General features: G+C 65.5%; 11 protein-coding genes and 1 tRNA gene. 9 read left to right on the top strand and 3 right to left on the bottom strand.

Features of this window, described 5'->3' with window-relative positions:
* Window positions 1-19: 19 nt before the first annotated feature.
* Window positions 20-406: a DUF5789 family protein gene (locus EH209_RS04840; RefSeq protein WP_126661791.1), complete on the bottom strand. Its 387-nt coding sequence runs from the start codon at window positions 404-406 to the stop codon at window positions 20-22.
* 183 nt (window positions 407-589) lie between these two features.
* Between EH209_RS04840 and EH209_RS23900 the strand changes: the two genes are divergently transcribed.
* The 4 genes from EH209_RS23900 to EH209_RS04825 all read left to right on the top strand — a co-directional run bounded on the left by EH209_RS23900 (window position 590) and on the right by EH209_RS04825 (window position 9,693).
* Window positions 590-736, top strand: a complete 147-nt coding sequence (locus tag EH209_RS23900; protein WP_164721971.1) for a hypothetical protein — start codon at window positions 590-592, stop codon at window positions 734-736.
* Between the two features lie 106 nt (window positions 737-842).
* Window positions 843-4,040: a PAS domain S-box protein gene (locus EH209_RS04835; protein WP_126661790.1), complete on the top strand. Its 3,198-nt coding sequence runs from the start codon at window positions 843-845 to the stop codon at window positions 4,038-4,040.
* Window positions 4,041-4,202: 162 nt separating this feature from the next.
* Window positions 4,203-7,622, top strand: a complete 3,420-nt coding sequence (locus EH209_RS04830; RefSeq protein ID WP_126661789.1) for a PAS domain-containing sensor histidine kinase — start codon at window positions 4,203-4,205, stop codon at window positions 7,620-7,622.
* Between the two features lie 895 nt (window positions 7,623-8,517).
* The gene (locus EH209_RS04825) at window positions 8,518-9,693 is read left to right on the top strand and encodes an enolase C-terminal domain-like protein (protein WP_126661788.1); all 1,176 of its coding nucleotides are present in this window, start codon (window positions 8,518-8,520) and stop codon (window positions 9,691-9,693) included.
* Window positions 9,694-10,006: 313 nt separating this feature from the next.
* Here EH209_RS04825 and EH209_RS04820 read toward each other — a convergent pair.
* Window positions 10,007-10,080, bottom strand: a tRNA-Tyr gene (locus tag EH209_RS04820).
* Between the two features lie 126 nt (window positions 10,081-10,206).
* Here EH209_RS04820 and EH209_RS04815 point away from each other — a divergent pair.
* The 4 genes from EH209_RS04815 (at window position 10,207) to EH209_RS04800 (ending at window position 12,991) form a co-directional block, all read left to right on the top strand.
* A complete protein-coding gene (locus tag EH209_RS04815; protein ID WP_126661787.1) occupies window positions 10,207-10,818 on the top strand; it encodes a double zinc ribbon domain-containing protein in 612 nt (203 codons plus the stop codon).
* 196 nt (window positions 10,819-11,014) lie between these two features.
* Window positions 11,015-11,194, top strand: a complete 180-nt coding sequence (locus EH209_RS04810) for a ribbon-helix-helix domain-containing protein (protein WP_008894261.1) — start codon at window positions 11,015-11,017, stop codon at window positions 11,192-11,194.
* A 2-nt stretch (window positions 11,195-11,196) separates the two neighbouring features.
* Complete coding sequence (gene ftsZ / locus EH209_RS04805; protein ID WP_126661786.1) at window positions 11,197-12,390, top strand: cell division protein FtsZ; 1,194 nt, start codon at window positions 11,197-11,199, stop codon at window positions 12,388-12,390.
* Window positions 12,391-12,808: 418 nt separating this feature from the next.
* Window positions 12,809-12,991 (top strand): double zinc ribbon domain-containing protein, encoded by a 183-nt coding sequence (locus EH209_RS04800; protein ID WP_249038748.1) that lies wholly within the window; start codon window positions 12,809-12,811, stop codon window positions 12,989-12,991.
* 28 nt (window positions 12,992-13,019) lie between these two features.
* Here EH209_RS04800 and ncsA read toward each other — a convergent pair whose 3' ends face one another.
* Entirely contained in the window at window positions 13,020-13,979 is a 960-nt protein-coding gene (ncsA, locus tag EH209_RS04795) for a tRNA 2-thiolation protein NcsA (protein ID WP_126661785.1), read from the bottom strand.
* 138 nt (window positions 13,980-14,117) lie between these two features.
* On the opposite strand from ncsA, the gene EH209_RS04790 reads away from it, so the two are divergent.
* Window positions 14,118-14,828, top strand: coding sequence for a hypothetical protein (locus EH209_RS04790; RefSeq protein ID WP_126661784.1), 711 nt, complete (start codon window positions 14,118-14,120; stop codon window positions 14,826-14,828).
* Window positions 14,829-14,837: the final 9 nt, after the last annotated feature.

The raw sequence follows: 14,837 nt of genomic DNA, 5'->3' as shown, positions 1-14,837 counted from the left end.
CGTCACGGCCGGCGAGGGCTCACAGCGAGTCGCCGCCGCTCTCGCCGAGCGACCCCTGCTTCTCCTCGTCGAGACTCGAGAGGTCTCGCTCGGCGTTGGCCTCGTTGGGGCTGCCGGCCTCGCCGGTGACCTCGCCGTAGACCGCCTCCCGGACCTCCTCGGGGGTGTCGAACTGCTCGCCGGTCAGGCGGTCGAAGACGCTGCCCAGCGACTCCGTCTCGTTCGGCATGTCGATCGCCTCGTTGGCGTACTCCGAGGCGAGCTCCTCGCTCGTGACGGGGTACTCGAGTTCGCCGAGGTCGCGGCCGACCTCCTCGAGGATCGACTCGGTCGTCTCGGCCCGCTCGGACTTCCGCTGTTCGGCGCTGTCCTGTGCCCGGTCGCGGCTGGGACCGTCCTCGCTCATACGCCGTGCTACCGTCGGCCGAGTGAAAAACGGCCGGCCAGCGATCGCCTGTGGTCGTCGGGATTGCCCCGTTGTTACAGCCGTGACAACAGTGCTGTCGTTACGATTGTCCTCGCAGAGGATACTTTGTGCCCCTCTCGAGAGAGATGACGCATGCCTGAGGAGAATCGACGAACGATTGCAATGTGCGAAGAGTGCGGCGCCCTCTATGCGGCATTCGAGATCACCGCCGGCGAGTTTCGACCGATCGGGCAACGGGACGGCTGCCAGTGCGGATCCACGGAATTCACCCCCGTCGACGACGACGCCTCGGGACTCTCGCTCGACTGACGGGCGGTGCGAGCCGAAGCGATCGAATGATCGAATACCCCTTCTACCTTCCGAGTGCCCTCGAGCGTACGTGGAACTTTTCTGATCAGGGGTCTCTACTGGGTGTATGAGTGAACGAGCGGGGGAACGCGGCGGGGACTTCTGGGACGACGCGGACGAGACCACCGCTCTCCAGCGCTACCGGACGCTGGTGAACACGATCGACGACGGCCTCTACCAACTCGACGCCGACGGCACCGTCGTTGCGGTCAACGACGTGATCGTCGACCGGACGGGCTACGCGCGCGACGAGCTGATCGGCCACCACGTCTCCCGGATCCTCGACGCGGACGACGTCAAGCGTATCGAACGCGGGATCCGGGAGGAACTGTTGGCCGACCGAGACGCCGCCGGCGTCTTCGAGGTCGCAATCGAGACGGCCGACGGCGATCGCATCCCGACCGAGCTTCGAGTGAACCCACTGCTCGAGGACGGCGAGTTCCGCGGGACGGTCGGCGTCGCCCGCGACGTCACCGATTTGGAACGCAGCCGAGAGCGTGCCGAGACGGCCATGGAGTCCTACGAGACGATCACCACAGTTCTCGACGAGGCCGACGTGGGCGTCTTCATCCTCGACGACTCCTTCGACGTCGCCTGGGCCGATGAGACCGCGGGCGAGTACTTCGGGTTCGACCGGGACGCGGTCATCGGTCGCGACAAGCGCGAACTGATCGACGAGACGATCCGCCACCGCGTCGCCGACGGCGACGCCTTCGCCGACACGGTCCTCGCGACCTACGAGGACAACAGCTACGACGAGCGTTTCGACTGTCACGTCACGGCCGATTCCGACGGGGAGGAACGCTGGCTCGAGCACCGGAGCCGACCGATCGAGTCGGGCCGGTACGCCGGCGGGCGGATCGAACTCTACTACGACGTCACCGACCGACACCGCCGGGCCACCCAGTTGCGCCGGCTCAACGAAGCCGTCAGCGAGTGGCTCGAGGAGTCCTCGCGCGAGGCGGTCGCCGAGCGGGCCTCGGACCACCTCCGGGACATCCTCGGGATGACGCTCAACGGGATCTACCTCTACGACGACGAGGCGACGGCGCTCCGACCCGCGAGCTGGACGGAGGCGACCGAGCGCTTGCTGGGCGACCTGCCGACGTTCGAACCGAACGAGGGGATCGCCTGGCACGTCTTCGAGTCTGGCGAGCCGGCGTTTCACGCCGACGTGAGCGCGGCGCCGGACGCGTACGATCCGGACACGCCGATCGGCAGCGAGATGATCCTGCCCATCGGGGACCACGGCGTCGCCTTCATCAGCTCCGCGGAGCGCGGCGCCTTCGACGAGGGCGACCGGATGCTCGCGCGGGTCGTCGCCTCGAGCCTCGAGGCGACCTTCGATCGGCTCCGCCACGAGCGCCACCTCGAGCGCGAGCGGGATCTGACCGACCGCATTCTCGATACCATTCCCGTGGGCGGCCTCGTGCTCGACGCCGACGGGGAGATCACGCGGATCAACGACCGCGCCGCCGAACTCTTCGGAACCGAGGAGCCGGAGACGTTCTCCCGGGAGGATAGGCTGCTATACGACGACGACGGCCGACGGCTGTCGGCCGAGGAGTACCCGTCGTCCCGGGCGTTCGCGACGGGAGAACCGATCTACGATCGCGTGCTGCGGGTCGAACGCCCGGAGGGGGGCGAAGACGGGGACGGGGAGCGACACTGGCTGTCAGTCAGCGCCGCCCCAATCGCCGACGACGACGGCACGATCGATCGCGTCGTCACCGCCGTGGAGGACGTCACCGACCTCAAGGAGCGCGAACGCGAACTCGAGAGCGAACTGCGCGAGGTGTTCGGACGGGTCTCGGACGCGTTCTACGCGGTCGACGAGGAGTACCGCTTCACGCACGTCAACGAACGCGCGGCGGAGCTCCTCGGGGTCCCCGAGGACGAACTGCTGGGTCGGCGCCTCGGGGAGGTCTACCCGGAGACGGCGGAGCTCGAGCAGGTTCGAGACCGCTTCGACGAGGCGATGGAAACGCAGGAGTCGACCGGGCTGGAACACTACTCGGACCTGCTCGGGTTCTGGATCGAGGCGACCGTCTATCCCTCCGAGAGCGGCGTCTCGGTCTACTTCCGCGACGTCACCGAGCGCAAGGAGCGCGAGCAGGAACTCCGGGAGAGCGAGGCGAAGTTCCGAACCCTCGCCGAGAACTTGGACGAGACCGTCTGGATGTCGACGCCCGACACCGAGGAGATGCTGTACATCAACCCGGTCTACGAGGACGTCTGGGGCCGAAGTTGCGAGTCGCTCTACGACGAGCCGTACTCGCTTCTCGAGGCGATCCACCCGGACGATCAGGAGCGGGTTCGGGAGGCCTACGCGGCCCTGCCCGAGACCGAATACGACGAGGAGTTCCGCATCGTTCGGCCGGACGACTCCGTCCGGTGGGTCCACGCCCAGGCCGTTCCGGTCCGCAACGACGGCGAGATCGTCCGAGTCGTCGGCATCGCGACCGACATCACCGAGCGCCGGGCGTACCGGCGCAAACTCGAGGCGTCCAACGAGCGCCTCCAACAGTTCGCCTACGCCGTCTCCCACGACCTCCAGGAGCCCCTGCGGATGATCACGAGCTACCTCCAGTTGCTCGAGTCGCGGTACGAAGACGAGCTGGACGAGGACGCCGCGGAGTTCATCGACTTCGCGGTCGACGGCGCCGACCGGATGAAGGCGATGATCGAGGGCCTGCTCGAGTACTCCCGGGTCACCACCCGCGGCGACCCGCTCGACCCGGTCGACCTCGAGCGGGTCGTCGACGAGGCCCTCGCCGATCTGCAGTTCCGGATCGAAGACGAGAACGCCGAGATCGAGATCGGGCCGCTCCCCCGCGTCGAGGGCGATATCAACCAGCTCCGGCAGGTGTTCCAGAACCTCTTGGACAACGCCATCGAGTACAGCGGCGACGAACCGCCGCGGATCGAGATCACCGCTGAGCACCGCGAGGCCGGCCACGCGGCTGCGGACGGCTCGAACGAGAAGTATCCGCCAGCGGACGGTGTCGCCGCGGAGAGCGGCGACGAGTGGGTGATCTCGGTCGCGGACGAGGGGATCGGGATCGATCCGGAGGACACCGACCGCATCTTCGAGGTGTTCGAGCGGCTGCACACTCGCGAGGAACACGAGGGGACGGGGATCGGACTGGCGCTCTGCGAGCGGATCGTCGAGCGCCACGGCGGCGAGATCTGGGTCGAGCCAGAGCCCAGTGAGGGCGCGACGTTTTCGTTTACGCTGCCGGCTGTCGACGCGACCGACGAGTGAACGCTGGCAGTCGGTTCGATGGCTCGGCCGGGCCGGACGACGCCACGTCCGTCGGTCGGATCGCCATGCACACTGGACGACCGCTCCGGGAGAGGCGACAGCACCGTCGGTCGAGCGAATCGCGCGTGATACTTATCCGACCCGCCGGTCTTTTCCGACCATATGAGTGAACGAGTGGGGGCCTCCGACGCGGACTGGAACGGTGACGCGGAGGCGCTCCAGCAGTTTCGAACGCTGGTGGCGACCGTCGACGGCGGTGTTTACCAGCTCGATACTGACGGTCGCTTCGTCGCAGTCGACGCCGACTTCCGCGAACTGGTCGGTTACGAGCGCGACGACCTCCGCGGCGAACACGTTTCGTTCGTGCTCTCCGAGACCGACGCCGAACGACTCGAGGAACGACTCGCCGAGCGAGCGGCGACGCGCGACCGACGAGGCGAGCCGTTCGACCTCGAGGCGACGATCCGTACCGGCGAGGGCGACTCGATCCCGTGCGAGCTCCGGATCGGGCCGCTGACCGACGACGGCGAGTCGCAGGGGGCCATCGTCATCGTCCGGGACGTCGGCGAGCGACGACGGCGACGACGGCGCGACCGCGAACTGGAACAGTACCGCGCGATCACGGAGGCGGCCAGCGACGTGATCGTTACGATCGACGGGGAGAGCACGATTCGAACGATCAACCCCGCGGTCGAGACCGTCTTCGGCTACGAGCCGGACGACCTCGTCGGCGAGTCGCTGACGACGCTCATGCCCGACCGACTGGTCGACCGACACCGCGAGGTGCTGACTCGGTATCTGGAAGGGGGCGGCCAGACGCTCGACTGGGAGTACGTCGAACTGCCGGGGGTTCGCGCCGACGGTACCGAGATCCCGCTGGCGGTCTCGTTCAGCGAGGTCGAGTACGAGGGCGAGCGGTACTTCACCGGCATCATCCGCGACGTCTCCGAGCGGAAGGCCCGCGAGCGCGAACTCCAGCAGAAGGAGCGCCGGTACGAGGCGGTCTTCGAGGACCCGAACATCCTCGTCGGACTGCTCGAGCCCGACGGGACGGTCCTCGACATCAACGGGACGGCCATGGAGTACATCGACGCCGACCTCGAGGACGTGACCGGCGAGTTGTTCTGGGAGACGCCGTGGTGGGGCGAGGGCGACGACGCGAGAGCCGACGCCAAACGGTGGACCGAGCAGGCTGCGGCCGGCGAGTACGTCGACTTCGAGGCCGACCTCACTCGCCCCGACGGGGAGCGATACGCCTTGAGCGGCTACTTCAGGCCCGTCACGAACGACGACGGCGAGGTCGTCTCCATCATCGTCTCCGATCGCGACGTCACCGAACGCAAGGAACGCGAGCGCGAACTCGAGCTGTTTCGAACCCTGCTCGATCACTCCACCGACAGCGTGCTGGTGGTCGACCCGGAGACGGGCCGGTACCTCGACGTCAACGACACCGCCTGCGAGCGGCGGGGCTACTCGCGGTCGGAGTTCCTCGATCTCACGGTCCCCGATCTCGAGACCGAGATTCCCGACCACGAGGCGTGGCGGTCGTTCGTCGAGGAGCTTCGCGACGAGGGCCAGCTCACCTTCGGTGGCACCCACCGGCGCAAGGACGGCACCACCTACCCCGTGGAGGTCAACGCCGCCTACATCGAACTCGACCGGGAGTACGTCCTCGCCGTCGCCCGCGACGTCACCGAGCGCCGCCAGTACGAGCGCAAACTCGAGGAACGCGAGCGCCAGCTCTCGACGCTGATGGACAACGTCCCCGGGATGGTCTATCGCTGTCGCAACGAGCGGGGATGGCCGATGGAGTTCGTCAGCGACGCCTGCCTCGAGATCACCGGCTACGACCCCGCGGCCCTCGAGCGCGGCGACGTCAGCTACGGGGAGGACATCATGGTCGAGGCGGACCGCGACAGGGTGTGGAACGCGGTTCAGCGGGCGATCGACGATCGAGAACCGTTCTCGGAGACCTACCGGATCGAGACCGACGACGGCGACCGACGCTGGGTCTGGTCGTACGGCCGCGGCGTCTTCGACGACTCGGGAACGCTGATCGACCTCGAGGGGATCATCGCCGACGTCACCGAGCGCAAGCGACGCGAGCGCGAGCTCGAGCAGTACCGCCGGATCGTCGAGACGGTCGACGAAGGCGTCTACGTCCTCGACAGCGACAGCCGATTCGTCACGGTCAACGAGGCGTTCGCGTCGATGCTGGGGACCGATCGGGAGTCGCTGATCGGCACCCACGCGTCGGTCGCGTTTGGCGAGGAGCAGGTCGCGAAGGGCGACGACCTCCAGCGGGAGATTCTCGCGGGCGAGACCGACGCCGCCGAACTCGAGGAACGGCTCCTGACCGACGACGAGCCGATCCCAGTCGTGAGTCGATTTCAGCCGCTTGAAATCGGCGATGACGTCGGTCGCGTCGGCGTCGTCCGCGACGTCACCGACCGAAACCAGCGCAAACGCGAACTCGAGCGGTACGCGGAGCAACTCGAGACGCTGTTCGACGTGTTGCCGGTCGGCGTCGTCGTCGCGAACGCCGACGGCGAGATCGTCGAGGCCAACGACGTCGCTCACGAGATCTGGGGCGGCGACGTCTTCGACGCCGACTCCGTCGACGAGTACGCGCGGTATCCGGTCCGGTGGGCCGATTCCGGGGAGCCGGTCGCCCCCGAGGAGATGACGCCGGCCCGGGTCGCCGCCGGCGAGGCGGTCGCCGAACCCGACGTCGTCGAGATCGACGCCGACGGCACGGAACGGATCGTCGAACTCGAGGGGATGCCGATCCGCGACGAGGACGGTGACGTGATCCGCGGGGTCGTCACCATGAGCGACATCACCGAGCGGATCGAGCGCGAGCGCCGCCTCGAGGAACTGGTCGAGCGACTCGAAGAGTCAAATGAGCGCCTCGAGCAGTTCGCCTACGCGGCCAGCCACGACTTGCAGGAACCCCTGCGGATGGTCTCGAGCTACCTGCAACTGATCGAGAACCGCTACGGTGACGATCTCGACGCGGACGGGCGGGAGTTCCTCGAGTTCGCCGTCGACGGCGCCGAGCGCATGAAGGCGATGATCGAGGGCCTCCTCGAGTACTCCCGGGTCGATACGCGAGGCGACCCCCTCGAGCCGGTCGCCCTGGACGCCGTGCTCGAAGAGGTCCTCGCCGACCTGCAGTTCACGATCGAGGAGCACGACGCCGAAATCCGCAGTGAGCCGCTGCCCCGCGTCGACGGCGACGCCGGCCAGTTGCGCCAACTCTTCCAGAACCTGCTGGACAACGCCATCGAGTACAGCGGCGACGAGCCGCCGCGGATCGAGATCACCGCCGAGCGCCGCGGCGACCGGTGGACGATTTCGGTCGCGGACGAGGGGATCGGCCTCGAGGCCGAAGACCAGGAGCGGATCTTTGACGTCTTTCAACGTCTCCACAGCCGCGACGAACACGCTGGAACCGGAATCGGTTTGGCGCTCTGCGAGCGGATCGTCGAACGCCACGGCGGCGAGATCTGGGTCAAGTCGGAGCCCGGTGAGGGCGCGACGTTCTCGTTTACGCTGCTGGCGGCCGACGACGCGGCGTAACGCCCCGCTCGTGGATCGGTCGCGATCATGTCGGGCTGTCGTCCGACGACGTTCTCGTCCACCGCAGGACATCCCGTTTCCACCGCCGTCGACATTCGTCCGAGGGAGTCGAGAACGGCTCTCGCCGTCAACGGGACGCGGGTCGCGGTCGACGACACAGGAATCGACGTTCCCGAACTGATCGACCGGCTTCGCGCGTAGAACGGTCGATCGTCTCGAGCGGGCCAGCCGACACGACGCCGCGTTCGGGGACCTCTACTCGATCAAGAGCCCGATGCGCGCTGGCGGCGATCACCGCGGGAGCGAGCCAAACCCCTCCCGAGTGGACGTTCTGAAATATTTGGGCGCGTTTACCGTCGTGTGTTAACTAGTGTCGTAGAGTTAAAGGGCAACGATTCCTAATAGGAAACTGGGCTGGAGGGAACCACCACTATCACCTACCACTCCAGCCCGTTCTACCATTCGATAGATATATCAATAATAGTTCTGCCTACTGCTAGCAAGCCCCTCTCCCTCGCTCGAGGAGCCGACGATCCCAGGCGACAGCGTCGACGTCGCGGCCGCGCTCGCAATTCCGGGCGACCGTCACCGATCCCCCCGTATGCGATCTCTACTCGCACGAACTGAGAATCTGCCCGAATCTCACGCTGCTCGATCACACGGCGAGCGTCGGAATCGGTCGCGACAGGCGGGATGGACGACGGCGTCCGATCCGCGTGTCATACAGTTCGCGCGCCGGGACGAGCGCAGACATCGCCCTCACCTCCCTGCCGATCGAGCGACGTCTCCGGATCGGGAAACCTGTTCGCACACGCTTGTCTGAAGCGACTCGACAAGCGGTAAATATAGGACGCAGACGGAGCGCTTAAGCGACTTTGTTCAGATTGGTGGGAGCATGGCCCCGGAAATTACGCGTGTCGAGACGATGGAGTTCGAGTATCCCCTCGAAGACCTTGGAACGGACGGCAACGGCTTCAACCTGGTGTACGAACCGGGTTCCACCCTCCAGGCGACCCAACTCGCGCTCAAGGTTCACACCGACGTCGACGTCACCGGCGAGTACGTTCTCGTCACGTCGACCGCGCCCGACCAGATCGAGACGTACGCGGAGTACCTCGTCGAGAAGAACCCCTTGAAGCGCGAGCGCCACTGGAGCGAGATCAAACGCGCGCTCCGCAAGTACGACCGGATGGGGATCGGGCCGCTCGATATCGCGTTGTGGGACTTCGCCGGCAAGTACTACGACGCGCCAATCCACGAGCTGCTCGGCACCTACCAGACTGAATTTCCGGCCTACGCCTCCACCTACCACGGCGACGAGAACGGGGGCCTCGACTCGCCGGAGGCGTTTGCGGACTTCGCCGAGGAGTGTCTCGAGCTGGGCTACCAGGGGTTCAAGATCCACGGCTGGGGCGGCAGCGACGAAGCTCGCGACATCCAGCGGGAAGTCGAGACCGTCCACGCCGTCGGCGAGCGCGTCGGCGACGAGATGGATCTCATGTTCGATCCGGCCTGCGAGTACGAGACCTTCGCGGACGCGCTCAAGGTCGGCCGCGCCTGCGACGATCACGACTTCTTCTGGTACGAGGATCCCTACCGCGACGGCGGCATCTCCCAGCACGGCCACCGGAAACTCGGCGAGATGCTCGAGACGCCGCTTCTCCAGACCGAACACGTCCGCGGGCTGGAACCTCACGCGGACTTCGTCGTCAACGACGCGACCGACTTCGTCCGGACCGATCCCGAGTACGACGCCGGCATCACCGGCGCGATGAAAGTCGTCCACATGGCCGAAGCGTTCGGGCTGGACGTCGAGTTCCACGCGCCCGGGCCAGCCCACCGCCACTGTATCGCCGCCACCCGGAATACGAATTACTACGAACTCGCGCTGGTCCATCCCGACTGCAACAACACCACGCCGCCCATCTACGAGGGCGGGTACTCCGACCAACTCGAGGCCATCGACGAGACCGGTCGCGTCGAAGTCCCAGACGGCCCCGGACTCGGCGTCGACTATAACTGGGACTACATCGAGGACAACCTGACCGGCGACGTCCACGTCTTCGATTGATCCGCCAATCGGTGTCTGACAGCAACCTGCCGATACGACTCTTCAGTTGCTGTCTCCGTTGAGACGCACGGTGCGAGTTTGATCGGTTATTTGACCCAATAAATTGATGTGGGTCGCCGAGGCTGGAAACCGACTGTTTCCGGTCGAATGTAGTTCGTGAGGAAAACATTCCGCTTTCCCCGATTTGAACAGTTGAGAGACGGTCTCGCTCGCTTCGCTCGCGAGCGTGCGACTCTCATGTTCAAATCGTGTTGGGATCTCCTTTTCGGGATTCCAGCGACTCGCTCCGCTCGTCGTTTGGAATCCTGAAAAATCCGCCCTCCCCGATTTGAACGGGGGGCAAGTCGATCTACAGTCGACTGCTCTACCAGTCTGAGCTAAGGGCGGGCGTACCTCAACATAGTCGCCGTCGGTCACATAAGGGTTATTATTCGCGTCGGTGCGACCGCCGTGTCTTACAGCGCGATCAACATGATTGATATAGTTGGAGTTTCAATACTCGCGTAGCTCTGAATGAGTAAAATCACGTTCCGCGCCGACGACGACCTCGTCGACGAACTCGAGGCGCTCGAGATCTCCAAGAGCGAAGCGATGCGAGAGGCGCTGCGCTCGTATCTCGGGGCCGACGGGCGGTCGGAACGTGACGGCGCGGCGAGCGAGGCCGGGACGGGCGCGATCGACGAACTGATTCGCCGGCGGGTCGACGAACGGATCGACGAACGCCTTCGGGAGCTAGATGATCGGGGTGCCCGCACGCGCGACCGCCGCGGACCGAACGAGGTTTCCGTTACCGTTTCGCTCGCGGACGACGCCCGCGACGAGCGGCCAGAACCCGCGGGCGACCGCGAGCGTAGCGTCACCCATCAGTCGGACGATCAGGTTGAGAACACCGCCCCCGCCACTACGGACGAGCAGCCGGCGGTAGACGATGGTCCCGTCCAGTGTGGACAGTGTGGCGAGGAGGTTGCGGACGACCACGTCTTCTGTCCCAACTGCGGGGAGAAGGCGTCGCGGCGGCTGTTCTGTGAGTGCGGTGACGAGGTCCGTTCGGACTGGTCGTTCTGTCCCGGCTGCGGTCGTCGGACGCCGGCGGCGGACGTGCTTGGACGTGACACTCCGTCATAAGGACCTATGTAAGACACGGATAGTCGTGTCCGACGAAAGTTTTATTGTGTATGGCAGTATTCCACTTATTCGCGTAAGACGGTCGTCTTACAACGGTCGGCAAACACCGAAAAACGCCCGATGTCGGGCGGCTCCGTGTAAGACACGCCGCGTCTGACAGGGGCGCGCGCCGTCTTACCCCAAGGGGAATACAACAATGGAGCGTGTGACACTGCGAATTCCGAAACAGCAGATCGAGGAGGTCGAACAACTGGTCGACTCGGGCGAGTTCCCGAACCGGAGCGAAGCGATCCGGTCGGCCGTTCGCGAGATGATCAACGAACAGAGCGACGGACCGAGCGAGCAGTCCGGCAAACACAACTGGGCCAAGGTGTAACGATGCAGGATATCGTTCAAGACGCACTCGAAAACGCCGAACAGGAGTCCCGCGAGATGGAAGACATGGACGAGGACGAGTTCGGTGAACCTCGAATCGTCATCGTCGGTGCGGGCGGTGCGGGTAACAATACGATCAACCGGCTGTACAACATCGGCGTCGACGGTGCCGACACCGTGGCGATCAACACGGACAAGCAACACCTGAAGATGATCGAGGCCGACACGAAGATCTTGGTCGGCAAGTCCCTCACCAACGGGCTCGGCGCTGGCGGCGACCCATCGATGGGCGAACGCGCGACCGAGATGGCCCAGAGCACGATCAAGGAGGTCCTCGGCGACGCGGACCTCGTGTTCGTGACCGCCGGGATGGGTGGCGGAACCGGTACCGGTGCCGCTCCCGTCGTCTCCAAGATCGCCAAGGAGCAGGGTGCGATCGTCGTCGGCATGGTCTCGACGCCCTTTAACGTCGAACGTGCGCGTACGGTCAAGGCCGAGGAAGGCCTCGAGAAACTGCGCGAGCAGGCCGACTCGATCATCGTACTCGACAACAATCGACTGCTCGACTACGTCCCGAACCTCCCGATCGGCAAGGCGTTCTCGGTGATGGACCAGATCATCGCCGAGACCGTCAAGGGCATCTCGGAGACGATCACCCAGCCCTCGCTGATCAACCTGGACTACGCCGACATGTCGACGATCATGAACCAGGGCGGCGTTGCCGTCATGCTGGTCGGCGAAACCCAGGACAAGAACAAGACCGACGAGGTCGTCAAGGACGCGATGAACCACCCGCTGCTGGACGTCGACTACCGCGGCGCCTCCGGCGGATTGGTCCACATCACTGGCGGCCCCGACCTCACGCTGAAAGAGGCCGAGGGCATCGCGGACAACATCACCGAGCGTCTCGAGGCCTCGGCGAACGTCATCTGGGGCGCGCGGATCCAGGACAACTACAAGGGCAAGGTGCGGGTCATGGCGATCATGACCGGCGTCCAGAGCGCGCAGGTGCTCGGTCCGACGACTCAGAAGCAGGCCGACAAGTCCCGCAAGAGCATCGAGGGATTCAACCAGGCCGACTTCGACGCGAGCAACAACGTCGAGGAGGCGGGCTCGCGGACGCGAGGCTCCAACGCGCACAGCGACGGCGGCCGCGAAGAGGTCGAGAAACAGCACGGCGTCGACGTGATCCGGTAATCGACGCGCCGCGCGAGAACGCTGCTCGAACCGCCACTGCGACGGCATCGATACACCTGACACACCATCCGCCGTCCGCGGCAGGCGGTCCGCGATACGACACACCACTACTCGCGGATCGATCGACGGATCGGATCCGTTTTTCGGCGTTCGTCTCGAGTCCCTGAGTGACGAGTCTCGAGAACGATAGCAGTCGCTTTCCCTCCCGTTTACGACCGTATACGACGGTCGATCTCCAGCTCTATCAGCCGAACGGGTAGGATCCTCGCAGCGTTGTCGGTCGCTCGGCGGCAGCGACGGGCACATTGCTCGTTCTCGTCGCGATGGGGCCGATCGGCTGGGCGATATTCGTGCCGCTGCTCGCGATCGGCATCGTGCAAGTGTACCGAACCGGGTTCGAGAGGGCGAGAGTACCGGATTGCCCAACTACTGTCCCTACTGCGGTTCGCACCTCGAGTACGACAGGATCGGCGAAGAAACGGATCGCGACGGCCACGCGGACGAGACGAGAGGCGCCGAGCGGCCGACGAACTGTCCGGATTGCGGCGCGCCGAACGATCCAGATCGCACGACGTGTGACTACTGCGATGCCGCCTTGTGAGATACGAGTGGCTAAGCCTCGAGTCAGTTCAGGCCAGCGACTCGAGCAGCGAACACTTTCGACAGATCTCGCGGGTCGTCGTCGAGCCGCATTCGACGCACTCCCGGAGGTCGGCGCCGTCGTCGCCGCTGAACTCGTCGGCGGCGATCGAGGCCAGATCCTCGTAGCCCGCGAGGATCGAGTGGCGGGTACCGGGATGGTTCTCCTCCAAGTCGTACAGCAACTGCTGGATCTCGCCGCGGTAGGCCTCGCTCGCGTGGGGACACTCCGTGATGTGGGCGGGGAGGTCGTTTATGTGGGCGTAGAGGGCGACCTCCTTTTCGGGGACGTCCCGCAGCGGCTTGGCACGCGGAACGAACTCCACCTGTTCCTCGCGTTCGGAGAGGGCACCGAGGCTGGCGTCGAAGTGTTTCGCGATCTGCTCGACGTCGCCCTCGAGGAAGTTCATCAGCGCCGTCTGGGCCTCGTCGTCGAGATTGTGGCCGGTCAGCAGGAGGTCGGCCTCGAGTTTCTCGGCGTACTCCTCCAGGAGGTCACGGCGGAAGACGCCGCAGTAGGCGCAGGCGGCCATGTTCTCGGGGTCGTCCTCGACGACGTCGTCCATCCGGACGCCGAACTCCTCCTCGTAGGAGACGAGTTCGTGGCGGATCTCCAGGTCGTCGGCGAGTTCGACGCAGGCGTCGATCGACTTGTCGCGGTAGCCCTCGATCCCCTCGTGGATCGTCAAGCCGACGAGTTCGATACGCGGGTCCTCGGCGAACGTGTCGTGAAGGATCTGCGTCAGGACGACGCTGTCCTTGCCGCCGGAGAGGCCGATCACCCACGTCTGGGGGTTTTCGGGCGTCGCGTCTCGCGGAACCAGATCGTCCCGCCGCACCCGGCGGCGCACTCGCTTCTCGACCGACTCGCGGAAGTGATCCGCACAGAGGTGTGCCCCAGAGTAGGCGGCGTGCATCACCGCCTCCTCGCCACACCGGTTACAGTCCATTAGCGGTCCGTTGTCGGTCGCCGCCCATCACGGTTTCGTCTACGAGAGGGTGACTCGAGCCCGTCGATAGTCGCTGGCGAGGTCCGAGTCCGCGATTCGACAGAAACGCCTTTCAGGCGCCCTCGAGACGGGCCAGACATGACGGCCTACGATAGGTCCCCGTCGACCGGCTACCGACTCGTCGACGAGTTCGACGACGGGATCGGCTGGCTCGCTCATCCCGATGAGACCGGTCAACGTGCCAGTCACGCGCTGGTCGGCGCGGACGATCGGCTCTGGCTGTTCGACCCGCTCGAGGCGCCCGGAATCGACGACGAACTCGAGCGCAGGGGCGAGGTCGCGGGCGTCGTCGTCTGTTCGGACTACCACGCTCGCGACGCGGCCGCGTTCGCCCGCCGATACGACGTTCCGGTCTTCGTTCCGTCATGGCTCGACCGGGCCGTCGATCGATTGTCCGAGATCGACCTCGAGTTCGAGTCCGTCACCGACGAGATCGGTGCGTCCGGATTCGCCGTCCGCGAGGCGAGTCCGTTCCCCGGCTGGCACGAAGCAATCGCGTATCGTCGATCGAACGGGACGCTGTACGTGCCCGATCTCCTGGGGACGGCGCCCCCGTACCTTGCCGGCGACGAACGGCTCGCCGTCTACCTGCTGGCGCGTCTCACGCCACCGACGGCGGCGTTTACGGGGATCGCGCCGGAGCAGATTCTCCTCGGGCACGGTACAGGAATTTTGGAGGATGCTACAGCGGCACTCGCCGACGCGTTCGCGACCGCGCGCCCCAGGTTCCTCCGCGCACTGGTCACTAACAGTCGGTCGCAGTTCCGGGTGCTGGTCGACGCGCTCTGACCGACGGTG

The sequence above is a fragment of the Haloterrigena salifodinae genome (assembly GCF_003977755.1).
Lineage (GTDB): Archaea > Halobacteriota > Halobacteria > Halobacteriales > Natrialbaceae > Haloterrigena > Haloterrigena salifodinae.
This window is presented reverse-complemented; position numbering and strand designations above follow the sequence as displayed.